The 22,177-nt window shown below is 51.2% G+C and carries 22 protein-coding genes and 2 tRNA genes; 2 read left to right on the plus strand and 22 right to left on the minus strand.

Features of this window, described 5'->3' with window-relative positions; genetic code table 11:
* The first annotated feature begins 31 nt into the window (after positions 1-31).
* Complete coding sequence (locus KNP64_RS05030; protein ID WP_021067727.1) at positions 32-295, plus strand: DUF2626 domain-containing protein; 264 nt, start codon at positions 32-34, stop codon at positions 293-295.
* A 38-nt stretch (positions 296-333) separates the two neighbouring features.
* On the opposite strand, the gene KNP64_RS05035 is transcribed toward KNP64_RS05030, so the two are convergent.
* Positions 334-954 carry an MBL fold metallo-hydrolase gene (locus KNP64_RS05035; protein ID WP_034778027.1) on the minus strand — a complete coding sequence of 207 codons (621 nt, stop codon included), beginning with the start codon at positions 952-954 and terminating at the stop codon, positions 334-336.
* A gap of 158 nt (positions 955-1,112) precedes the next feature.
* On the opposite strand from KNP64_RS05035, the gene KNP64_RS05040 reads away from it, so the two are divergent.
* A complete protein-coding gene (locus KNP64_RS05040; protein ID WP_214791886.1) occupies positions 1,113-1,292 on the plus strand; it encodes a DUF2759 domain-containing protein in 180 nt (59 codons plus the stop codon).
* An 80-nt stretch (positions 1,293-1,372) separates the two neighbouring features.
* Here KNP64_RS05040 and KNP64_RS05045 read toward each other — a convergent pair whose 3' ends face one another.
* The 21 genes from KNP64_RS05045 to KNP64_RS05145 all read right to left on the minus strand — a co-directional run bounded on the left by KNP64_RS05045 (position 1,373) and on the right by KNP64_RS05145 (position 22,097).
* Positions 1,373-3,289 (minus strand): LTA synthase family protein, encoded by a 1,917-nt coding sequence (locus KNP64_RS05045; protein WP_138859256.1) that lies wholly within the window; start codon positions 3,287-3,289, stop codon positions 1,373-1,375.
* Positions 3,290-3,531: 242 nt separating this feature from the next.
* Positions 3,532-4,494, minus strand: a complete 963-nt coding sequence (locus KNP64_RS05050) for an ROK family glucokinase (RefSeq protein WP_138859255.1) — start codon at positions 4,492-4,494, stop codon at positions 3,532-3,534.
* A gap of 93 nt (positions 4,495-4,587) precedes the next feature.
* Entirely contained in the window at positions 4,588-4,782 is a 195-nt protein-coding gene (locus KNP64_RS05055) for a YqgQ family protein (protein ID WP_034778034.1), read from the minus strand.
* A complete protein-coding gene (locus tag KNP64_RS05060) occupies positions 4,779-5,801 on the minus strand; it encodes a M42 family metallopeptidase (protein WP_138859254.1) in 1,023 nt (340 codons plus the stop codon). The genes KNP64_RS05055 and KNP64_RS05060 overlap by 4 nt, the downstream gene beginning before the upstream one ends.
* Before the next feature lie 15 nt (positions 5,802-5,816).
* The gene (locus KNP64_RS05065) at positions 5,817-6,869 is read right to left on the minus strand and encodes a rhomboid family intramembrane serine protease (RefSeq protein WP_138859253.1); all 1,053 of its coding nucleotides are present in this window, start codon (positions 6,867-6,869) and stop codon (positions 5,817-5,819) included.
* Positions 6,870-7,021: 152 nt separating this feature from the next.
* Positions 7,022-7,978 carry an L-lactate dehydrogenase gene (locus tag KNP64_RS05070; protein WP_034778040.1) on the minus strand — a complete coding sequence of 319 codons (957 nt, stop codon included), beginning with the start codon at positions 7,976-7,978 and terminating at the stop codon, positions 7,022-7,024.
* A gap of 169 nt (positions 7,979-8,147) precedes the next feature.
* Complete coding sequence (locus KNP64_RS05075) at positions 8,148-8,918, minus strand: DUF92 domain-containing protein (protein ID WP_034778042.1); 771 nt, start codon at positions 8,916-8,918, stop codon at positions 8,148-8,150.
* Positions 8,897-9,451 (minus strand): 5-formyltetrahydrofolate cyclo-ligase, encoded by a 555-nt coding sequence (locus tag KNP64_RS05080; protein ID WP_167491780.1) that lies wholly within the window; start codon positions 9,449-9,451, stop codon positions 8,897-8,899. Before KNP64_RS05080 ends, KNP64_RS05075 begins: the two co-directional genes overlap by 22 nt.
* A gap of 54 nt (positions 9,452-9,505) precedes the next feature.
* Positions 9,506-9,670 carry a 50S ribosomal protein L33 gene (gene rpmG, locus KNP64_RS05085; RefSeq protein ID WP_255313299.1) on the minus strand — a complete coding sequence of 55 codons (165 nt, stop codon included), beginning with the start codon at positions 9,668-9,670 and terminating at the stop codon, positions 9,506-9,508.
* Positions 9,671-9,754: 84 nt separating this feature from the next.
* Positions 9,755-11,956: a 1,4-alpha-glucan branching protein domain-containing protein gene (locus KNP64_RS05090; RefSeq protein ID WP_214791884.1), complete on the minus strand. Its 2,202-nt coding sequence runs from the start codon at positions 11,954-11,956 to the stop codon at positions 9,755-9,757.
* A 14-nt stretch (positions 11,957-11,970) separates the two neighbouring features.
* Entirely contained in the window at positions 11,971-12,738 is a 768-nt protein-coding gene (locus tag KNP64_RS05095; RefSeq protein ID WP_214791882.1) for a DUF4912 domain-containing protein, read from the minus strand.
* A gap of 118 nt (positions 12,739-12,856) precedes the next feature.
* Positions 12,857-13,519 carry a phosphate signaling complex protein PhoU gene (gene phoU, locus KNP64_RS05100; RefSeq protein WP_214791880.1) on the minus strand — a complete coding sequence of 221 codons (663 nt, stop codon included), beginning with the start codon at positions 13,517-13,519 and terminating at the stop codon, positions 12,857-12,859.
* Between the two features lie 15 nt (positions 13,520-13,534).
* Entirely contained in the window at positions 13,535-14,296 is a 762-nt protein-coding gene (pstB, locus tag KNP64_RS05105) for a phosphate ABC transporter ATP-binding protein PstB (RefSeq protein ID WP_052090224.1), read from the minus strand.
* Between the two features lie 103 nt (positions 14,297-14,399).
* A complete protein-coding gene (gene pstA, locus KNP64_RS05110) occupies positions 14,400-15,311 on the minus strand; it encodes a phosphate ABC transporter permease PstA (protein WP_034778052.1) in 912 nt (303 codons plus the stop codon).
* A gap of 1 nt (position 15,312) precedes the next feature.
* Positions 15,313-16,257: a phosphate ABC transporter permease subunit PstC gene (gene pstC / locus KNP64_RS05115; RefSeq protein WP_138859246.1), complete on the minus strand. Its 945-nt coding sequence runs from the start codon at positions 16,255-16,257 to the stop codon at positions 15,313-15,315.
* 83 nt (positions 16,258-16,340) lie between these two features.
* Positions 16,341-17,279 (minus strand): PstS family phosphate ABC transporter substrate-binding protein, encoded by a 939-nt coding sequence (locus tag KNP64_RS05120; protein WP_214791878.1) that lies wholly within the window; start codon positions 17,277-17,279, stop codon positions 16,341-16,343.
* Between the two features lie 152 nt (positions 17,280-17,431).
* Positions 17,432-19,489: a peptidoglycan D,D-transpeptidase FtsI family protein gene (locus KNP64_RS05125; RefSeq protein WP_205729359.1), complete on the minus strand. Its 2,058-nt coding sequence runs from the start codon at positions 19,487-19,489 to the stop codon at positions 17,432-17,434.
* A gap of 165 nt (positions 19,490-19,654) precedes the next feature.
* Positions 19,655-20,263 carry a superoxide dismutase gene (locus tag KNP64_RS05130; protein ID WP_214711426.1) on the minus strand — a complete coding sequence of 203 codons (609 nt, stop codon included), beginning with the start codon at positions 20,261-20,263 and terminating at the stop codon, positions 19,655-19,657.
* 84 nt (positions 20,264-20,347) lie between these two features.
* Entirely contained in the window at positions 20,348-21,817 is a 1,470-nt protein-coding gene (locus KNP64_RS05135; RefSeq protein WP_138859243.1) for an alpha-amylase, read from the minus strand.
* Positions 21,818-21,942: 125 nt separating this feature from the next.
* A tRNA-Ile gene (locus KNP64_RS05140) sits at positions 21,943-22,016 on the minus strand.
* A gap of 4 nt (positions 22,017-22,020) precedes the next feature.
* Positions 22,021-22,097 (minus strand) — tRNA-Met (locus KNP64_RS05145).
* Positions 22,098-22,177 lie beyond the last annotated feature (80 nt).

A 22,177-nucleotide genomic window follows, 5' to 3' on the forward strand; every position in this document is an offset into this window, starting at 1 on the left:
AATGGAATAATGCACGTATGGGGGGATTAACATGGCGAGAATGTTCCGTGTCCTAGGCTTTTGGACTGGGTTGATCGCGGCGCTTGCTTTCGTAGGCGCACTCGGTGGAGATCAAAGCAGTAGCGAACATAGTGGTGACTTCGTCGTAATGGGTCTTGTCTTTTTAGCTCAAACTATTTTCTTCGTCGCACTAGGCTACTTGAAACTCACTGAAAAAACGTATGTATACGTGTTCGGCGCATATTTGACTGTCTTCTTCGTCGTCTTCACGTATTGGAGTAACTTCCAAATGTAAAAAAAGATTGTCTCCTCGTGAGACAATCTTTTTTTGATTCATCGCTCGAAAAATGGATTCGTCCGGATTTCGGCCTCGAGCGTCGTCTTCGGCCCATGTCCGGAATAGAGCACAGTCTCGCCTGGTAACAGCTGTCGCATCCGATCGATCGATCCGAGCAAAGTGGCCTGGTCGCCACCGTATAAATCGGTCCGTCCGACCGACTGTTTGAAAATCAAATCCCCACAGAAGGCAATGCGTTCCGTCGGGATGTGGAGCGTGACGCTGCCCGGCGAATGACCAGGCGTGTGATGCAACTCAATCGTGAAGGCACCGATTTCGAGCGTTTTACCTTGATAGACCCGTTCGGCTGGACGCATCGATGCGCTCGGCAGATGGAACTTCGCCGCCCCGTTCTTCTCGTCGTCCATCAGCCACGTCCGTTCCGCTTCATGGACGTACACCGGTACGGCGTAACGATCACGAAGGGCATCGATGCCACCGATATGATCGAAATGGGCGTGTGTCAACAAGATGGCGTTCAAGCCACCGAAGCGTTCGACCGCCTCAAAGAATTTCGGATCGTCCGTACCTGGGTCGACGATGAGGACCGTCCCGTCTTTCTCGAGCACGTATCCGTTCTCTTGGGCCAAGCCCGATGTGATTTTTACAATATTCATTCAGAACACCTCCACATCCCATTCTAATCGATATTGTGGCAAAATTGTAGCGGAGGCTTTCTTTGCTCGACAGCGTGTACATTATCGGATAAAATAATAATGATATTTCAGTGAAATTTTTATGAATTTCATGACGTATAATAAAGGGGGAACTCGTCATGCATTTGTATGAACCATTTGGATGGATCTCGCTCATCGTTGCACTCGTTGCAATCTGGGGAATGGCCCGTTCGGTTAAGAAACGCCAATTCTTTCCACTGGCTTTCGCCGCGGTCACTGTACTCGTATTTGGATTTTTCGGCGTCGCGACATTGATTTACGGTGGAATCCCAGGCTAATGAGCATGAAGACGACCTCGGTCGTCTTTTTTTGTATAACAAACAGCGCCGTCCCGGCTAAGCCGGGACGGCGCTGTTGCTTACTGTTCGGTCTGTTCTTTAAAACGAAGCAGATCCGAATAAATCAAGTCATCATTCATTTGGAGAATCTTCTCTGCTTCTTCACTATCCGGTCCACAAAGTGAAACGTCCTCAACGACTTCACCACTCGAGGCGTCATAGCATGTCGATTGCGTCCAGACATACTCCTCAGTGATAACGGTGCCGTCACGGAAGATGGCGCGGCTCGTCCGGTCTTCCGATAACAAGTCGCTACCGAATCCGACCGTGTCCGACGTGTCGATTCCGAGCAAGTGAAGGATCGTCGGTTTCATGTCGACATGACTGCCGATCGTGTCATGTACTTCGCCCTTGGCTTGTCCCGGTAAGTGGACCGCGAACGGGACCGCTTGGAGCTTGGCGACGTCGTATGGCGTCAACTCGTCTTTCCCGAGCAGGTCGGCCATCGCGTCGTTATGGTTCGTCGAGATGCCGTAATGGTCACCGTAGACGACGAAGATCGTGTCATCCCACATACCGTTCGCCTTCAACTCATCGATGAACAACCCGAGCGCGTAATCCTGATACGCGAGCGCCTGCGGGAAGTTGTTGAGCGTCGTCGAGTTCGTCTCGAATTTCGGGACGAGCTCATAGTCTTCGCTCGGCATCGTGTACGGGAAGTGGTTCGTGAGCGTGATGAACTTCGCGTAGAACGGCTCCGGCAACTCTTCGAGCATCGGGATCGACTGTTCGAAGAAACTGTCGTCGAGAAGTCCCCACTCCGTCATATCCTCGGGGTTCCCGAGGTCATAACTTTTCTCGTCGAAGAATTGATCGACACCGATATTTTTATACATCAAGTCCCGGTTCCAGAACGACTTGTTGTTGGCGTGGAACACGGCCGAGTAGTAGTTGTCTTCCTTGATCAATTCAGGAAGCGCCTGATACTCGTTGTCGGCGTTCGTGAAGTAGACGGCACCGCGCGGGAGGCCGTAGAGCGAGTTATCGAGTGCGAACTCGGCGTCTGACGTCTTCCCTTGTCCGACCGTATGGTAATAATTCGGCCAGTAGTGTGACTCTTCGATCAATTTGTTCAAGTTCGGCGTGATGTATTCGCCGTTCGAGGCCTTCATGTTGTGCGTGAAGTTTTGGGCCGACTCGAACGAGACGACGATCACATTTTTGCCTTTATATTTCCCGAAGTAGTCCGGGTTCGGTGCCGCGTAATGTTGACGGGTATATTGCTCAACTTTCGCCAGTTCCGATCCATCGGCCATCGCTTTCTGGGCCGATGTCTTCGTTTGAAGCATCGCGTCATAGACGTGGAAGTTGAACGTCCCAATATTTTTGACCAACAGCTCCCGGTCGAACGAACGTGTCAATAGTTCAGGGCGTTCCGTTTCGGCGAGCGATAAGTTGAACAAGAAAACGACGACCGCTGTTGCGAACGTCACGAGCGCTCTCTGATGAGAGGCCGCCGTCGCCTTCGCATTGATGCGTCGTAAGATGAACGGCAAGGCGAGCACATCCCCGAGGATGATCAAGTCCTTCCATTCCAACAATGAGGTGAACGAGGTCGACAACGTCTCCATGTTCGAAGGTTGCAAGATGACCGGCATCGTCAAGTAGTCGGTGAACTCGCGGTAATAGACGGCGTCAGCGAACAAGATGAATGACGCCGCGGCATAGAGCATGTACAATACCCACTTCTGCTTATTTCCTTTAAAGAAGAAACTGAAAGCGAATAAGAAAAGTGTGGAGCTGATCGGGCTGATCAGCAAGATGAATGCCTGGGCGGTGTTTTCAATCGGGATATTGAAGAAAAATTGGTAAACTACGTACGTCTTCGTCCAAAGTAATAGCGTGAAAATCCAAAATAACCGATATTCTTGAAACGAAGCGCGGACCGTATCATTCAGTCGCATAGTAAGCTTCGAAAAGCTCTGAGATGACTTCATCTGACGGCCTCCTCCTCTGTTCAACGGGCGACGAGATCAAACGAACTCGCTCCCCCTATTTTTTTATAAGTTCAATTGGCTTGTTATCCATTTCACGTACGATAAAAGTCCGGTATCAAGTCCAAATCTTACCCCTTTTATAACAAAAAATCAACTCTGTCATTACAAATTTTACATTATCCCATACCCGTTCCATATGAAAAACACGCCTGCGTCAAGACGCAGACGTGCATGGACAATTATTAGACACGGGTTGGCAAGAAATGTTTGCGGGCGAGCCAAGCACACCCGATGACACCGGCGTCGTTCTCGAGTTCCGCAATTTTGAACGTGGTCGAGGCGTAGACGCGTTCGAGGGCGAACCGTTTGAACTGCTCATCGAGCGGTTCAAGGAGCGCTTCACGCGCTTTCGAAACCCCTCCTCCGATGACGATCATCTTTGGATTCAACGTGTTGGCGATATTTGAAATCGTTAGGCCGAGATATTCGGTCATCTCTTCGACGACTTCTGTGGCGACGGGATCGTTCGCCTTGAACGCTTCAAACACGTCACGTGCCGTCACTTCTTTCAACTCGTTCAACGACGTCGTCCGATTTTTTCGTTTTTGGAGCGCCAAGCGGGCGACACCTGTCGCCGAAGCGATCGTCTCGATGCAACCTTTGCGTCCGCAACCGCACATGACGGCTTTCGACTCGTCACGTTCAACAGTGATGTGACCAATCTCTCCAGCCATCCCTGCTGCCCCGTGGACGATGTTTCCATTCGTGATGACACCGCCACCGACGCCCGTGCCGAGTGTAATGGCAAGGAGTTCTGACGCGCCTTCACCGGCACCTTTCCACATCTCACCGAGTGCGGCGGCGTTCGCGTCGTTCTCTAGGACGGCCGGCAATCCCACGGCTTTCTCAAACTCGCTGACGAGTGCAAAGTATTTCCAACCGATGTTCGGCGAGTATTCGACGACACCCTCGGAGAAGTTGATGAATCCAGGTGCCCCGATTCCCGCACCGGCGAACTCCTCTTTCGCTTTGCCCGATTTTTCTAGATAAGCCTCGAATGAAGCAGCGATATCAGTCGGAATATGTACCCCGTTTTCTCGAATGTCCGTCGTGATCTCCCATTTGTCAGAAATGATCCCGTTCATATCTAAGACGGCCATTTTCACCGTCGTCCCACCAATGTCGATTCCTAATAACCACTTCATCTGTTCCACTCCTCATCTCGATTAAATCGCTTTCATCCCATAGTTTACACTATTAAACCCCTAGTGCAAACCTTTGCACTAGGGGTTTTTCTGTCAATCTATTGAATTTTTCAATTCATGCGTCAAAATGATCTTGGCCGTGTCATACTCTCGTTGTTCAATCATCCCGCCGGCATGCAACTCGTCGAGTTCCATCATCATGAGGCCAATCTCGGCATCGCGTTCGCCGATATAAATGATCGTCCCGAATGATTTCAAGAATTGTTGGACATCATAAAAATTTCTCATCGTCCGTCTCCCATCGTCGTGAGCACGTAATGATAGAGCAGTTCCCGTGTCGCCTCGAGCGATTTTGTATGCGTCCGCTCATAGCTATGGCTCGACTCGATGCCTGGTCCGAGGAGTGCATGGCGTACATCGTAGCCGGCACTGATTGCTGCCGAGGCGTCGGATCCATAATACGGATAAATATCGACTTTATGGGCGATACCGTGTTCCCGGCACAACGCGGTGAACTGACGGCGTAATCCAAGATCGTACGGACCTGATGAATCTTTCGCGCAGATTGAAACCGTATATTCGTCCGAGTGCTGGCCGTCCCCGAGCGCTCCCATATCGACGGCGATATATTCGGTCACCGCCTCCGGGATCCCGGCGTTGCCCCCGAACCCGACCTCTTCGTAGTTGGAGATCAAGTAATGGACCGGATGTGGCAAGTCGGCGCCGACGAGGTCTTTTGCCAAGTCGAGCAAAATGGCGACGGACGCCTTGTCGTCGAGGTGTCGAGATTTGATATAACCCGCGTTCGTCTGGCGAAAGCGTGGATCGAACGAGACAAAGTCCCCGACCTCGATGCCCAGGGCACGCACGTCTTCAGCCGAATGAACGTCAGCGTCCAGTCGTACCTCGATATTTGATGCCGTCCGTTCGGCACTGTTCGTGTCTTTATACACATGGACGCTTGATTGATGGATAAGAATCGTTCCTTCGACAGGTTCACCCGCCTCCGCATGGACCAAACAGTTCTCCCCTTCAATGGCGGTCCAGGCATAGCCGCCGACTTGTGTCAACCGTAGACGGCCACTCGGCAAAATCTCTTTCACCATCGCCCCGAGCGTGTCGACGTGAGCCGTCAACAGGCGCGCCCGATCCGATTTCCCGTCAAACGTCGCAAGGAGCGCTCCTTTATTCAAGCGTTTCGTGGCGACGCCGAGATTCGTGAGTTCTTGCTCCACGAAGCCGATCGCCTCATCCGTCATGCCGGACGGACTCGGAATTTCAACCAGTTGCTTCAACGTATTAATCATATCCTTACTCCTTTGTCATCGATTATAGCCGAACCAGAATAACGCTCCAGATGCCACGAGTACGATCACCGCAAACAACAGGCGGCGCTTCTTCGTATGCTCATCCGGCAAGCCGACCACTCCCGCCATCAGAAAACCCCCGACCAGCCCCCCCGCATGTGCGGAATGGTCCAAACTAGCGCCAAGGACGAAAGCGAGTCCTACGTTTAATCCTAACATAATAAACAGCGGCGGACCGAGCGTCTTCATAAATAAGGAACGGTCTCGGAGGCCAAAATAGAGGAGTGCCCCGACCAGCCCGAACAGCGCCCCCGATGCCCCGGCCGATATGGCTTCACTGAACGCGTAAGAGGCGACTGTGGCGATGACGCCGGCTAACAAATAAATGGTGACGAAGCGTGACGAACCGTACATCCGTTCAACAAGCGGACCGAGCGACCAAAGCGCGAACATATTGATCGCGAAATGGAACCAGCCGATATGGAGAAACATCGGTGTGACCAGGCGCCACCATTCCCCTTCGTCGATGAGCGGATTCACTTTCGCTCCGAAGCGGATGAGCGTATTCGGGTCGAGCGTCGACCCGATCGATTCGGCGAACCACATGACAAGAAACGTCACGAACATGAGTCCATAGACGAATTGTGGTTTCCCGAAGGAGAACCGTTGCTTTAGTTCGTTCTTCCGTTGTTGATCGAGCGCGACGGCCCGTGGTCGGTACGACTCTTCTGTTTGCCCACACGGTCTCATGCCGAGCTTCACTTTCGCCGCGATCGGGAACGTGAGGGACGATAGGCGCTCCTCATCGACAAGCGGATCGCCGTAAATGTGGACGTGTAACTTCTCACGACCGATGCGGGCCAATCGAAACGAGTTCATGACCGCCTCGACGTCCATGCCAACATGGTTCGCCCAGGCTTTGTCCGTCCGTATGTAGAGGTGATAGACGTCCCCCGCTTTCGTGTCGAACAATAAAAGTGCCCGCGACGGCTCTAAGATGCCCTCGATGCGCCCTCCCGATTCGACCGCACGATATACGTCTTCCCAAAAACAAGCTGGCTCTGACATCGATGGTCACCTCCTTCTATACTTTTATTTTAAAGGAAATTATAGCTGGCGACAAAAGAGAGCCTCTATGCAACGTGTCGAGAAGAGCAGATGACAAAAAAAACCGTAGCGGCGTTAGCCGGCTACGGTGATGAGCGAAGGATTGCTCGGTTTTACAAGACAGGTTGCATCGTTTTCAAGAGCACTTCTGCCGAATGATGCATCTTTTGTTTTTCTTCTTCTGATAACTCGATTTCCACGACTTGACGGACACCTTGACGGTTGATGATCGCTGGTACACCGATGTGGATGTCGTTCAAACCGTACTCACCGTCCAAGTGCGCACCGACCGTCAATAACGTGTTCTCGTTGCGAAGCACGGCTTTGACAAGACGAAGGAGACCAAGACCGATGGCGTAGTACGTCGCCCCTTTACGTTCGATGATATGGTAGGCTGCGTCACGAACGTTGACATAGATATCTTCTAGGTCTTCCCATGTGTACTCGTCATTCTCTTCAAGCAACTGTTCGACCGATTTTCCGTAAATACGGGCGTTGCTCCATGCCGCGAACTCTGTGTCGCCATGCTCGCCCATAATGTAAGCGTGGCAGTTACGTGGATCGACGTTGAAGTAATCACCGAGCATGTAGCGAAGACGTGACGTATCGAGTACCGTTCCTGAACCGAACACCCGATGCTTCGGTAATCCTGAATATTTCCAAGCCAAGTGGGTCATGATGTCGACCGGGTTCGAGGCGATGATGATGATGCCATCAAAACCAGATGCCATGATGTCCCCAATCATCGACTTCATGATTTTGGCGTTCTTTTCGACGAGGTCGAGACGTGTTTCACCTGGTTTTTGCGGTGCGCCGGCAGTGATGACGACGATATCTGCTGCACCACAGTCTGTGTAGTCTCCTGCCCAGACGCGCATCGGTGAAGAGGCAAACGAGACACCGTGATTCAAGTCCATTGCTTCCCCTTCAGCTTTCGATTTGTTGATATCGATGATCACAAGTTCCTCACAGAGACTAGCTGTCGTCAATTGGTAAGCAAAGCTGGCACCGACCGCTCCGGCCCCGACGAGCGCGACGCGTGTTACTTTAGCATGATTTAATGTTTCCATATTGATTCTCCACCCTTCGAACAATCTGTTTCATGTTTTTGTTTTGTCTGTTACATAAAGATTGTAACATCATTCACAAACACTCACTACAAGGGAAACCGTTTTCAGTTTGGCAATATTGTGACAATATTCACATTCATTTGAAACATCTTCACTGACTGTACTACCCTCATCGCAGCAAGAGGAAACTAATCGCCGCCGCCGAGGCGATCGCCAAAAAGTTGACGGCGTCATTGCCGAGAAAGCGCCAGCCTGAAACGTAAGTCGTCGGCTCGTGATGATGGACTTTCTTCTCGGTCAGCTTACCGCATACACGACAGCGAAACTTGCGTTGAACCGTCGCCCCAAGGAGAGTGTCGACAACGCTTCCGGTCAACCCGAGAGCAATCAACAAGCCGGCGAACCGTAAGCTGATATCGATAAATGGCAACGAAGCGACGATAATGACCGTGGCCCCCGCGACCGACATGAACGTCCCGAACGGAGACACCCCGCCACTCGTTCCCGGCTCCACTTCGCGGAACGTCAAAATGGAGCGCGGTTTTTGTTTGGCGAGCACCCCGAACTCGGAGCCCCATGTGTCGCTCGTCGCCGCCGCAATCGAAGCGATGTACGCGAATAACCAGGCATCGTTCGGTGTAAGCAACATACCGAGCGCCGTCGCCATCCCGATACCACCATTGGCGAGCACTTGAACGAAGTCACGAGGTCCCGATTTCTCAACGATCTCATCGACAGGCTCTTTGTCGCGGGAACGGTATTTCGAGGCGAGCGATGACGTCGAAAAGAAGACACCGAGCAAATAGAGCCCGAACCAACCGAATCCGTACCCAATGACTGTACCCGTCACGACCGTCAAGACAGCCCCAGAACGGGTCAGTGAGCGCAGACGATAGCCGGCGAAGGCTACCAGACAAGTTACGAGAAAGATGGCGAGCATAGAATCGTTTCCCTTTCCGTCACGATAAATTCGACAGGAATGTCGTGTGGCTCGACCGGGATGTCATCAAGCAGTTGGACGTCATAGGCCAACGAGATGGTGACACCTTCATACGTCGCTAAAAAACGGTCGTAATACCCCCCACCCCAACCAATCCGATACCCGGATCGGTCAAAGACACGTCCCGGCACGATACAGACGTCAATCGTCCGCGTCGTCGCGACCGTCGTCGGCTCTAAAATACCCATGACGCCCGGCTCAAGGTCTTCGAACGAATGAATTTCATGGAACGTAAGTCCCTGTTTTGTAACTTTCGGCACGAACACCGATTTTCCTGCCTGCCAAGCTAAGCGAATGAGTGGCAACGTATCAATCTCTAAATCGAGGGCGAGCGTGACGGCCACCGTATCCGCCTCTCGCCACGCCTTCAGTTCGGTCAATGTATGTATGATGACGCGGTCCCGGTCCGGTCGGTCGTCGAGTTCACGGATTTGACGATGTACATTTTGCCGGAGTAGTTTCTTTTCAATCACTTCAATTCCCCCTTGTTCAAAAAAAGGCCGCCACATGAGTGACGGCCAGTCTCATTATTTCACTTCGCGGTAAAGCGTGTGACGACGGAGACGTGGGTTGTATTTGCGCAATTCGAGGCGCTCTGGGTTGTTACGTTTGTTTTTCTTCGTGATGTACGTGCGATCGCCTGTTTCTGTGCAAGCTAGTGTGATTTTAACGCGCATTTCTTTCACTCCCATCTTACTGATGTTGTATCAAGTGCTTTTGCTTTACAGTCTAAGCATACTCAATTATCCTACCAAGTTTTATTTGAAAAAGCAAGGTTATTTCGTGTTCTTTTTCAAACGTTTCTGCCCGTATGGCGAAGCATCGAGCGGCAGGCAGGTTTTTACGTTATCGCCAATCGGATAGCGCATTCCGAGTTCCTCGGTCGACAGTTGTTCGCAAATAAAGACCGTATCGGCTTCAGCGAGGATGCTGCTCTCGATTCGATGGATTGCGTCGAACAGTCCGCCGTGTCCATGCGGATTGCGAGTCGTTTCAAATGACAACATAGTTGAGTATAACGGAACTTGTAGTGCTTTCGCAAGTGAACGTGCCGCTGTAATCGTCATCCAATCGAATTGATGAATCGCTTTGAAGGTGACTTTCGAGACAAGCTCATGTGCAAGTTTGACGTAGGCCACGTTTTGAGCCGCAACTTGGTTCATCACATGCTCCAAGAACGGGCTCGTCAGGCGAACGCGGTACACGTGAACACGGTTGTGGCGTTCATATTCCGGCAACCCTTCTTTGAACGGTGTCAAGACGTACACTGTCTCCCCGTCCGCTGCTCGTGCCTCGACCTCGTCGATGACGCGACGACCGAGGTCCCCGACGACGTTGCCTGTATATTCAGGCGTCAAGACGAGGATTGCCTCGTCCTCTTGGCCACGCTCCGTAGTCACATAATAGTCGTGTGGCGACAAGAACGTGTCGATGTCGATGTCCACATCGTCAAGGAACGGATACGCGCGATAATGTTCAGCGAGCAACTCGTCCGATAGCTTGTCTTGATAAAGTGCCGTCTCGAGCTCGGCGAACAATCGCGTATGCTCGCGGAACCGTTCTGCCGCATATTGGGCCGTAGTCTGCCCGTCGAGGATAAACGCCCAGTCACTCGACACAGCGAGTACGTAATGGCGAATGAGTTGGATCAGTGTCCGGTCGACGAGTGGCGACTTGTGACGATAGTCGGCCACGTCTTTGACGAGTTGCGTCTCCATCATGTGTAAGTGACGTAGCATCCATTCGTTGCGTTCGTTGATCCAGACGTCGCCGTACCCTTTACGTCCCCACGTGTTCATCGATACGTGGACCGTCTCGAGGTCTTGGAAGTGACGCTCGAGGAACAAGGCTGGCGTGATTGTCTCGATGCCAAACTCTTCGAGCCGCTCGGCGACCTTGCCGAGGAATTCAGGTCCTTCAAACCACCAGTGTCCGAACAGCTCAGCATCGAACGGTGCCGTCACGAGGAACGGCGGGAACATCTGTCCACCGTGGGCCTCGAGATGCCCTTCGAGCGTCTGTGCGAAATCAAGGGCGTGGTTGTCGATTTGATGTTCGGCCCAGGCACGGACATAATAGTCCTTCTCATCCGTGTCGCCCGTGATGCGGTGCATCTTCAAGCCCGTATCGAAACGAATGCCTTCCGGATGCATGAACTTTTCGATATACGCCCAGTCGCGATCATAGGCGAGGTCACGATAAAACTCGCGATAGTCAGGATGGCCCGGATACCCGATCATCGAGCTCCAGATTTTCCCGGAGATGATTTGGTCACGCGGGAACAAGGCGACGCCATGTGGCGAGTAGACCGGAGCGCCAATGCCTTTGTCCGGCGTCGGATCGGCATCGAGCAAGGCGTGCTCATCGACGAACGTATAACGAATCCCTTCTTCGTAAAGGATACGGTCGACCCCTGGTGTGTAGGCGCATTCCGGTAACCAAATTCCTGTCGGACGGAACCCGTAATGACGCTCGAAACAGTTCAAGCCGGTACGGATTTCCGCGCGGGCGGCCTGTTCCGTGAACAAATGCGGGTTGAAGCCGTGTGTCGCCGTACACGTGACCATATCGATGAACCCTTGCTCACGATATGTACGGAACGCATGGTTCAAGTTTTTCTCCCAATGCAGGAACGTTGTTTTCAAATCGTTGTAGCGCCCGCGATAAAAATGGAGCGTCTCAACTTCCTGTTCGCTCCGTCCTTCGGCGAGCTCGATCTCAATCAATTCGAGCATCTCATCCAAGTGCTCCACGTAGCGGTCCTGAACGAGCGGGTCAGCGAGCATCTCGACGACTGGTGGTGAGATGCTGACCGTCCAATGGAGCGGTTTTTGTAGACGGTCGACTTGCCATAAAATCGGGATATAGGTCTCTGAGATGGCTTCATACACCCATCTCTCTTCTAATCGATGTTTCTCTTCATGTCGTACGTACGGAAGGTGGGCATGAAGGACGAGTGAAAAATAACCTGGTTTCATCTAAAAAATCCTCCTCAGCGCACGAATCGGTATGCGGAATATTTTGGTAACGTATCGAGTAATTCAGGAGCCTCGACTTCCCCGTACTGCCAACGGCGCACTGGTTCAGCGAAACGACCGTGCCCGGCCGGCTCAGCTCGTGGCGTGTCAATCGGCGATGTGGCGAGCAGCGGAAGGAATTCCCCTTCCATCGTCCGAATCCCAAACTCAAAGACGTATGTCGTATTCGGGTCGAGCGGACGGACGAACCAACTGTTCGTCATCTCCGGCAATTCGAACGTATACGCCCGGTTCGCATGCCCGCTCGCGTAATCAAGCAATGTGATGTCAAGGATGCGGAACGCTTTCGGCAAGTCTTCCCATGGACGCATAAATTGCATCGAGAGCGTCTCTTTGACGCTGTCCGACACTTCCCAGAAGACGTAAACGGCGTTCGGTGATTGGACGACCGCATGCATCAAATCTTGATCATAGCGGTCTGGGAGCTTCCAGAACCCTTCTGGACCTTTGTCAAGAAGCGGTGATTGGGCAGGCTCCTCGTGTTGCAGTGTCGAAGCGACCTGCTTCACAGACGAGGCGGGTACTTGCTTCGATTTAGATGTCATTGCTTTCTTCCCTTTAGTCTTTCGTTTTGGTGCGGCTACCGGCTTCGCCGGCTCCCCATGTTGGGAACGCCATTTACGCCAAGCGTATTGGACTTTCCCGATTGGCATATCTAATTGTTCTGCAATCTGTTTTAACGTCAGTCCTTGTTGTTTCAAGGAAACGATTTTCTCTTCCATATATGTGTGGCTCCCTTCCTAAAAAAAATCCATGTGTTCTACTATTCGCTCCTTATCCGTGAATTCCTGCACAAAAAAAAGTAAAGAACAACTGGTCTGTTGTTCTTTACCACTCTTGTCACTGATTTAAATCATAATGTTTCCCTTTTTCAAGGAAAATGAGATGTTCTCCGAAATTGGTCACGTGATCACCCATCCGTTCTAAATAACGGGCGATGTTCGAAAACTCATACACGTCGTTCGTTCCAACCGTCATATTCGGAACGGATCCCATGTATTGTTTGATTGTCTGTAAGTTCAAATCATCGATGACTTTATCCATCTCATTCAATTCACGCACCCGGCTGACCTCGCCCTTCCGGTAAGCGCGCGTCGCGAGCTCGAGCATGTCGATCAACTGCTCGGCCATCTGTTTGAGCGGTTTGATGTCGAGGACGTACGGGACGTGCTCGATACGGCCGACGGCTTTGGCGATGTTCGTCGCATAGTCCGCAATCCGCTCAAGGTCCGTCGCCGATTTCATCGTCACGATCAAGCGGCGGAGGTCGGTTGCGACCGGTTGCTGTTTCGCGATCAATAGAATGGCCTCGTCGTTGATTTCGAGCTCGAGGTCGTCAAGCTCATTATCGTTGTCGATGACCGTCTGGGCGAGCTCGAGGTCACGTTTCTCAAGCACCTCGATGGCGGTCGCCGTCTGGCGCATCGTCAAGTTCGCCAAGCGAACGACTTTATCTTCTAATTCGTTTAACTTCATATCAAAGAATGTGCGATTTTGTGCCATGATTGTCTCCCCTTCTTAACCGAACCGGCCAGAAATATAATCTTCAGTCCGTTTATCAGTTGGATTCGAGAAGATTTTGTCGGTCGCATCGAACTCGACAACTTCTCCGTTTAAGAAGAACGCCGTCTTATCCGATACACGAGCCGCTTGTTGCATGTTGTGTGTGACGATGATGATCGAGTACTGCTCTTTCAACTCTTGGACGAGCTCTTCGACTTTAAGCGTCGAAATCGGGTCAAGCGCTGACGTCGGTTCATCCATGAGGATGACGTCCGGTTCGATGGCGAGCGTACGCGCGATACAGAGACGTTGTTGTTGACCACCCGAGAGGCCATAGGCGTTCTCGTTCAAACGATCTTTCACTTCATCCCAAATCGCCGCGCCGCGAAGCGAACGTTCTACGATCTCATCGAGCACTTTCTTGTTTTTAATCCCGTGTGTGCGCGGCCCGTATGCCACGTTATCATACACTGATTTCGGGAACGGGTTCGGCTGTTGGAATACCATACCGACCGACGTCCGAAGATCTTCGACCCGATAATCGCGGTCAAAGATGTTGCGTCCGTGATAAAGAATCTCACCGTTCGTACGCACCGAAGGGACGAGCTCGACCATCCGGTTCAACGTCTTGATGAACGTCGACTTCCCACAACCCGACGGACCGATGATGGCCGTCACTTCGTTTTGCTTGATGTCGAGATTGACGTCAATCAACGCCTGATCGTCACCATACCATAAGTTCAAGTTGTTCACGACATAGGCACTGTCTTTCTGCATCACCGTTTCGTTCGGTTGGGTGGTCGTTGTATTCACTTCATGATCTCCTTTGAGTTCTTTTTGTTTCATCATCTCGAGAGTCCTCCTCGTTTACTGCTACGACTTAATGTCGGTTCGTATATTTGTTACGGATATAGATGGCGGCCGAGTTCATGATGATCAACATCGTCATCAAAACGATGATACCGGCAGCGGCCAAGTTTTGGAATTCCGCTTGCGGACGGCTCGTCCAGTTATAGATTTGAATCGGGAGCGCTGTGAAGTCCGAGAATACGCTGCTCGGCGTCGTCGAAATAAACGTCGCCGCTCCGACCATGATCAATGGAGCCGTCTCGCCAATCGCACGTGATACGGCCAAGATGATCCCTGTGATAATCCCTGGAATCGCCGACGGCAAGACGACGTTGAACGTCGTCTGCCATTTCGAGGCTCCGAGCGCGAGCGATGCGTGACGCAACTCCATTTTGACCGAGCGGAGCGCTTCTTGCGACGCGACGATGACAATCGGTAGACTCATCAGTCCGAGCGTCAAGGCTCCGGCCATAATCGAATTCCCGAGTTCCATGACACGTACAAAAATGGTCAATCCGAGCAAACCGAACACGATTGACGGCACGCCGGCCAAGTTCGAAATGTTCACTTCGATAAACGACGTGATGCGGTTCTTCGGTGCGTACTCTTCAAGATAAATCGCGGCACCGACACCGATGACAAACACCATCGGGACGATGAGAAGCATCAACCAAAACGTCCCAATCAAGGCAGGATACAGCCCGGCCTGTTCAGGACGACGGGATGGGAAGTTGCGGAGAAAATCCAAATTCACCCAGCCGCCACCTTTAGAAACGACATCATAAATCAACGTCGACAAGACGAGCAGGGCGAAAACGAGCCCCGCTAAGAAGATATATTTAAAAATCTCATTCAATTGAAGACGGCGTTTGATTCGTTGTGAAACCGAATCACGATCCATCAAGTTCTTCGTATTCTTGAACTCACTGTTCGGCAATGCCATATTAGTACTCCTCTCTGAAGCGGCGCGTCACCCAGTTCGCGAATAGGTTCATCACAAGGGTGAAGACGAACAATAGCGCACCAACCGCATAGATACTGTAGTATTCGATTGTCCCGTATCCTGCATCACCTTTGGCGATTTGGACAATATACGCCGTCATCGTTTGAATCGCGTTGAGCGGGTTGAACTCGAAGTTCGGCTGCGACCCACCAGCGATCGTTACGATCATCGTCTCACCGATGGCACGGCTCATCCCGAGGACGATCGAGGCGATAATCCCTGAGAGCGCGGCTGGCATGACGACTTTGATGGCGACTTCGAGACGTGTCGCGCCAAGACCGAGGGCTCCATCCCGAATCTTTTTCGGTACGGCGCTCATCGAGTCTTCCGAAATAGAAGCGATCATCGGAATAATCATGATTCCGACAACGATCCCCGGGCTGAGTGCGTTATAGATTTGAAGCCCCGGAATCAACGCTTGCAAAATCGGTGTAACGAACGACAAAGCGAAGAATCCGAAGACAATCGTTGGAACGCCAGCGAGCACTTCAAGAATCGGCTTCAAAATGGTGCGGGCACGCTCAGATGCGTACTCGCTCAAATAAATCGCCGATGCCAAACCGAGTGGGACAGCGACAATCATGGCAATGACGGTGATCTGGAGTGTTCCCATGACGAGGGCCCAGACGCCGAACCGTTGATCGGCACTAAGCGGATACCATTCGGTCGAGCCTAAAAACTCGGCGACCGGTACGCGCTCGAAAAACTTGAACAGTTCAAAACCAAGTGTGAACGCGATGCCGACCGTCGTGACGACCGAAACGAATGCGCTCAAGAATAATAAGAACGGCATGACTTTATCAAACACGTTCGTCGTACTATATTTCTTTTTCTTATTGGCTTCAATCATCTCTCGAATTGACAGCCCTTTGTTTGGTTGATTCATCTCGTGTATCGCTCCCTACCTCTTCATACTAGAAAGCACGGCGAGAAGGCGAGAGCGACTCTCACCTTCTGCCTTCTGCGCTATTACTCGCCAGCGATCTCGTCGATCACTTCAGCGTTCTCATCGTATCGTGCTTGTTCCATTCCGACATATCCGACTTCTTCTGAAAGGGCTGCTGCATTTTCATTCAAGAAGCGCGTGTAGTCAGCGACTTGCGGCTTATCTTTCAACGACGCGTTGTTCACGTATGTGTAGATTTCACGTGAGAGCGGGTATGAAAGATCATTGATTGTGTCAGTCGTCGGTTCAATACCTTCGACGTTCAATGCGCGAAGCGTATCTTTGTTTTCAATGTAGTACGCATATCCGAAGAATCCGATCGCACCTTTCGTACCGGCAACACCTGTTACGAGAACGTTATCGTCTTCTGACAATTGTACGTCTTCGCGGATGTCTGTATCTTCAAGGACTGCTTCGTTGAAGAAGTCATACGTTCCTGAATCTTTACCAGGTGAGAAGAATGAGATTTCTTCATCCGGCCAGTCTGAACGGACGTCCTTCCATGTCTTCACGTTCGGATCAGTCCACATTTTGTTCAATTCATCAATCGTGATATCTTGGGCCCAATCATTCTCTGGGTTGACGACGAGCGAGAGGCCATCAAGCGCTACAGCGAGTTGTGTGTACTCAACGCCATTCTTCTCGGCTTCAGCCGCTTCTTCTTCTTTGATTTCACGTGATGCGTTCGAGAAGTCTGTCTCACCAGTGACGAAACGTTTGAATCCGCCACCTGTACCTGAAACCCCGACCGTCACTTCAACGTCTGGCTGTTCAGCTGAGTATTCTTCCGCTACAGCTTCCATGATTGGGAATACGGTAGACGAACCATCCATGACGACTTTACCTGAAAGTCCTTCACCTTCGGCTGCGCCGTTTCCTTCTTCATTGTTTCCACACGCGGCACCGATAATGGCCACCGAAGTGATTGAAGCGACTATAGCTGATTTTTTCATCCAAGACATTTCTGACGTCCTCCTTGAGTTTGCTTTGATTTGTGTTGTAGCTTCCTTGCTCTGTCCTACAATTAACATCCTAATAAACTACTATTAACGAGAAATAAACGGAACGTAAAAGAATTGTAAAGACAAAAAAAGAAGCCACCGAAGTGACTTCTTTACTGGAGCTGTGCTTGGACGTCTTCTAAATCAAAGTACGCCTTCATGATGTCGTGCGCGACACGGGTGTTGATCCCTTCTGCCTCGAGCCCTGGCATGATGATGGCCCAGGCGATTTCCGGGTCATCATACGGCGCCCAGCCGACGTGGTTCGAGTTGAGCGTCTTGATCGGTTCCCCGTTCGCGTTGCGCTTCGCTTGACCATCCGGCCCTTCTGCGATCGCTTGAGCGGTACCGGTCTTACCGGCCGCCGTGATTCCTGTCTGTTGCAGGATACGAGACGTTCCGCTCTCGACCCCTTGTCGGAAGCCTTGGCGCGCCCGTTGAATGAATTCATCACGGATGTCGACTTTATTGAGCGCATTCGGTTGGAACGTGCTGACGACTTGCTTGTTCGACTCGTCGAGCGAACCCGGTTCGATGATTTCTTTCAATAGATGCGGTTGAATCCGGTATCCACCGTTCGCGAGCGTCGACGTATACTGCGCCAATTGAATCGGCGTATACGAGATGAACTGACCGATCGACATGTCCATGAGGAGCGTGACACGGTCCGGTACACTACGGAATCCGATTGATTCATACGGGAGGTCGATCCCTGTCTCGATTCCGAGGCCAAACTGTTTGTAGTAATGTTCCATCGTATTGAACGCCTCGGTCACGTTGTCGCCGACGATTTGGCCGGTCGAGTAATAATCGGCGAGCCGCAGGGCAATTTGGAACATATAAATGTTCGATGATAACGCGAGGGCATCCAGGTCGTTGATGCTCCCCATGTTTCGGTACGACGACTTGAGCGACGAGCCGATGCGAATCGGCGTGTCATAAATGTATTCACCCGGTTGGATGACTTCTTCTTCAAGGCCGAACGCGACCGTCGCTCCCTTGATCGTCGAGCCGATTTGACTCGCTCGCAGGACCGTCCCGGCCGAGACATCTTTGAATTCGTTCGTTTCATAGTCGAGCTCTTGTCCCGATAGGGCGAGCAATTCACCCGTCTGTGGGTTCATGACGACGGCGAAAGCACGGTCAAAGTGCGGGCTTCCCGAACGGCCGGCTCGAATCGCTTTCTTCAAAATCTCATCGATTTCTTTTTGGAACTCGATGTCCGTCGACAAGATGATATCTTTCCCTGGGTTCCCACTGACACGAGTCGGTTCTCCGACCGGCTCTCCTTTATACGTCGTGAAGACGTCATAGGCCGGGGTTCCGCGTAGCACGTCCTCATACTGTTGTTCGAGATAAGATGTGCCGACGCGGTCGTTCAAGCCATAGCCTTTCGCTTGATATGAGGCGCGTTGCTCGGCCGGGATTTGACGATAACTTCCGAGGAAACTTTGGAAAGTCTCACCGAACGGATAATCCCGCTGATAATACGGTTCGACGCTGACGCCAGGGAGCAGTTCTAAGTTTTCTTCAATCAGTGCCATCTCTTTCGGAGATGCCCCGATTTTGATGACTTGCGGGTCGAGGGCGTAACCTGACTCCATGTTATGTTTGATGGCGATGATTTCCTCGGTCGCATCATCGAACGTGATTTCCGCTTCTGTGATGGAATCGAGCAGCAGTTGGTCGACGTCTTGGTTCGACAAGGCGGCCCGCTCTTCTTCCGGGAGATCGGCCAATAGCTTTTGGACGCGTTCTTGCGAGCGCTCAGGATCGATGGCGATCCAATAATCCTTGCGGTCCCGCTCCGTCACTTTGCGGTCTTTCTCTGGGACGTCGACGATCTCAGCGAGCTTGATGGCGACATCGAGCCGTTCTTCCGTCTTTGTCACTTGCGAACGACGGTACATGACCGAATAGTTTGAGATAGTATCGGCGAGCACTTGCCCGTTCCGGTCGTAAATCTTGCCACGCGGCACCTCGTATTTGATTTTACTCGATTCCGTCTTTTGCACTTCACGGGCGATCAACTCGCCGTTGACGATTTGAACGACGCCTAAACGAAAAATGAGCGTCGCGAACAAGATGAACACGATGAAAAACAATAAGTTCAATCGCAAGGGCAGGTGGTTGCGCCGTTTCTTTGGCACTTTCACACGGTGTCTGGCCAATTCAGTTGTCTCCTTCCTGGCTCGTTCTTTCTATAAGTATAGGTGACATATATGTCGATGATATTTCTATTTTTAGACTCGATTTTCACTATATCATAATTTGTTTACAAAATAATGAAATGTAGAAAAAATCCCGAGATTCAATAGAATCCCGGGACAGTGTCATTATTTTGCGTCTGCATAGAGCTTCGCGACGTAATCCCAGTCGATGACATGGAAGAACGCTTGGATGTAATCCGGACGACGGTTTTGGTAGTTCAAGTAGTACGCATGCTCCCAAACGTCAAGACCGAGGATTGGCTGAACGCCTTCCATGATCGGTGAATCTTGGTTTGGTGTCGATGTGACTTCGAGTTTACCATTTTTCACGACGAGCCATGCCCAACCAGAGCCGAAGCGAGTTGTTGCTGCTTTCGTGAACTCCTCTTTGAAGGCATCAAAGCTACCGAACGCCTCATCGATGGCAGAAGCGAGTTCGCCTGTCGGTGCGCCGTTCTCGTTTTTCTTCAACAATTTCCAGAAGAATGAGTGGTTCCAGTGACCGCCACCGTTGTTGCGAACAGCTGTCTGAATGTCAGCAGGAAGCGAATCGATTTTTTGGAGCAAGTCTTCGAGCGAAGAGTATTCCACATCTTTTCCTTCGAGTGCATTGTTCACGTTCGTGACGTAAGTGTTGTGGTGTTTCGTGTGGTGGATTTCCATCGTGCGTGCGTCAATGTGTGGTTCAAGTGCATCGTATGCGTAATCAAGTTGTGGTAATTCAAATTTAGCCATAACTAAAATCCCCCTTAAAATTGGTTTGAACAACGTTCGCTTTAAATGTAACAGATTTGTGACGGCTGACTCAATTGTAATGCCTCACTCGACGTCTTGTTCCGGCAACGCCCATACGGAAATCGACCCTGCCGCCACTTTAAATACCCCTTTTCCGTCTTTGTCAATCTCGACGACCTCATCGACGGTCTGCGTCAAATCGACCCATTTCTCACCGGCTCGTTGTTCGCCGACGAACATCTGCTTCTCAGCTGCTTCGCTGTTCGAAATCACAACAGCACATCCTGAGCGCTCGATCTCTTCACTGCCGTGACGGACCCAGCCGATGACGTGCTCGTCATCGAAGTAGTCATCTTGCTGGCCGTATGCCTTTTCACGACGGGCATAAAGAAGCGGATCAATCGCCGGTTTTTTCCCTTCGGCCGGATGCGGACCGTTGATCCCGTAATAGTCACCGTAGAACACACACGGATAACCGTCTTGGCGAAGCAAGATCAACCCGTAAGCAATCTGTTTGAACCAATCTTCGACCCATGACTCGAGCGCCTCTTCTGGCTGTGAATCGTGGTTGTCGACGAACGTCACCGAATGGAGCGGGTGGGACTGGACGAGCGTATCGTCAAAGATGGTCCGCATATCGAACGATTCTCCTTCGGTCGAGGCGCGTTGCAAGTTGTAATGGAGCGGCACGTCGAACAAGTCGACATGATAGTCAATGTTGTCGAGGAACTCACGGCATGCCTCGAGCTCTGACTTCCAAAACTCACCGACCAAATAGAAGTTCTCACCTTTTTCAGCTTTCATCGTCTGACTGAACTCTTTGATGAAATCATAGTTGATGTGTTTAATCGCGTCGAGTCTGAACCCGTCACACTTCGTCTCTTCGATAAACCATTTGCCCCAGCTGAGTACCTCTTCCTTCACTTCTGGGTGATGATAGTCAATATTGGCGAACATCAAATAGTCATAGACGCCGAACTCGTCGTCGACGTTATCGTTCCACTTCTTATTCTCACCCATGATGAAGAAGATGCCGCTCTTGTCGTTCGCAGCGTCATAATCCGTCCCGTTGAAATGATGGAAGTTCCATTTAAATGAAGAGTATTTATCTTTGCGGCCTTCAAAATCGAATTTCGTCCATCCTTCGATCTCGAACGGCTCTTCTGAAAGTACGTTCGTACGGTCCTCCGGGTCGACCTCGAGCACATCGAACTTCTCGGTCGCATCGGCACCGGCTTTATGGTTCAAGACGACATCCATATAAATCTGCATGCCGAGCTCTTGCGCGTGTTTTGTCGCCTCGAGCAGTTCTTGTTTCGTCCCGTATTTAGTCGCGACGGTTCCTTTTTGGTCAAACTCTCCTAAATCATACAAATCGTACACGCCATATCCCGTATCCTCGTCGCTCTGGCCTTTCGTGACCGGCGGCAACCATAATGCGGTGATTCCAGCTTCATTCAACTCGGAAGCCCGTTCTTTCAATCGCTTCCAATGCTTCTGGTCAGCCGGGACGTGCCATTCAAAAAATTGCATCATCGTATGATTTCGTTCCATCTCGCTTCGCCTCATTTCATATTTTTCAAAAAACAAAATGCTAACGGATATTTACCCAGGACTTCGGATTTGAAAACTAAAAATGAAAACAAAAAAACAGCTTTCATCTGAAAGCTGTTCACAAATGGACCCTGTAGGACTTGAACCTACGACCGGACGGTTATGAGCCGTCTGCTCTAACCAGCTGAGCTAAGGGTCCTAATTGGTAGCGGCGGAGGGAGTCGAACCCACGACCTCACGGGTATGAACCGTACGCTCTAGCCAGCTGAGCTACACCGCCACGTTGTTATACAGTAATAATATACTGAATGAAGTCCTCACTGTCAATCAAAAGTCACATCTAACCAAAAAGTCCCTCTC

It is taken from the genome of Exiguobacterium sp. s64 (genome assembly GCF_018618035.1).
In the GTDB taxonomy this organism is placed as follows: domain Bacteria; phylum Bacillota; class Bacilli; order Exiguobacteriales; family Exiguobacteriaceae; genus Exiguobacterium; species Exiguobacterium mexicanum_A.

What these genes read in the sequence shown, in the direction of transcription:
- pstA (WP_034778052.1), bottom strand. Translation starts at nt 15,311, where the DNA reads ATGGCATTGCCGAACAGTGAGTTCAAGAATACGAAGAACTTGATGGAT.
- KNP64_RS05060 (WP_138859254.1), bottom strand. Translation starts at nt 5,801, where the DNA reads ATGATTAATACGTTGAAGCAACTGGTTGAAATTCCGAGTCCGTCCGGC.
- KNP64_RS05095 (WP_214791882.1), bottom strand. Translation starts at nt 12,738, where the DNA reads ATGGAAGAGAAAATCGTTTCCTTGAAACAACAAGGACTGACGTTAAAA.
- KNP64_RS05040 (WP_214791886.1), top strand. Translation starts at nt 1,113, where the DNA reads ATGCATTTGTATGAACCATTTGGATGGATCTCGCTCATCGTTGCACTC.
- rpmG (WP_255313299.1), bottom strand. Translation starts at nt 9,670, where the DNA reads ATGGGAGTGAAAGAAATGCGCGTTAAAATCACACTAGCTTGCACAGAA.
- KNP64_RS05120 (WP_214791878.1), bottom strand. Translation starts at nt 17,279, where the DNA reads ATGTCTTGGATGAAAAAATCAGCTATAGTCGCTTCAATCACTTCGGTG.
- phoU (WP_214791880.1), bottom strand. Translation starts at nt 13,519, where the DNA reads ATGGCACAAAATCGCACATTCTTTGATATGAAGTTAAACGAATTAGAA.
- KNP64_RS05090 (WP_214791884.1), bottom strand. Translation starts at nt 11,956, where the DNA reads ATGAAACCAGGTTATTTTTCACTCGTCCTTCATGCCCACCTTCCGTAC.
- KNP64_RS05070 (WP_034778040.1), bottom strand. Translation starts at nt 7,978, where the DNA reads ATGGAAACATTAAATCATGCTAAAGTAACACGCGTCGCGCTCGTCGGG.
- pstB (WP_052090224.1), bottom strand. Translation starts at nt 14,296, where the DNA reads ATGCAGAAAGACAGTGCCTATGTCGTGAACAACTTGAACTTATGGTAT.
- KNP64_RS05065 (WP_138859253.1), bottom strand. Translation starts at nt 6,869, where the DNA reads ATGTCAGAGCCAGCTTGTTTTTGGGAAGACGTATATCGTGCGGTCGAA.
- KNP64_RS05055 (WP_034778034.1), bottom strand. Translation starts at nt 4,782, where the DNA reads ATGAGAAATTTTTATGATGTCCAACAATTCTTGAAATCATTCGGGACG.
- KNP64_RS05130 (WP_214711426.1), bottom strand. Translation starts at nt 20,263, where the DNA reads ATGGCTAAATTTGAATTACCACAACTTGATTACGCATACGATGCACTT.
- KNP64_RS05135 (WP_138859243.1), bottom strand. Translation starts at nt 21,817, where the DNA reads ATGGAACGAAATCATACGATGATGCAATTTTTTGAATGGCACGTCCCG.
- KNP64_RS05035 (WP_034778027.1), bottom strand. Translation starts at nt 954, where the DNA reads ATGAATATTGTAAAAATCACATCGGGCTTGGCCCAAGAGAACGGATAC.
- KNP64_RS05030 (WP_021067727.1), top strand. Translation starts at nt 32, where the DNA reads ATGGCGAGAATGTTCCGTGTCCTAGGCTTTTGGACTGGGTTGATCGCG.
- pstC (WP_138859246.1), bottom strand. Translation starts at nt 16,257, where the DNA reads ATGAATCAACCAAACAAAGGGCTGTCAATTCGAGAGATGATTGAAGCC.
- KNP64_RS05045 (WP_138859256.1), bottom strand. Translation starts at nt 3,289, where the DNA reads ATGAAGTCATCTCAGAGCTTTTCGAAGCTTACTATGCGACTGAATGAT.
- KNP64_RS05050 (WP_138859255.1), bottom strand. Translation starts at nt 4,494, where the DNA reads ATGAAGTGGTTATTAGGAATCGACATTGGTGGGACGACGGTGAAAATG.
- KNP64_RS05075 (WP_034778042.1), bottom strand. Translation starts at nt 8,918, where the DNA reads ATGCTCGCCATCTTTCTCGTAACTTGTCTGGTAGCCTTCGCCGGCTAT.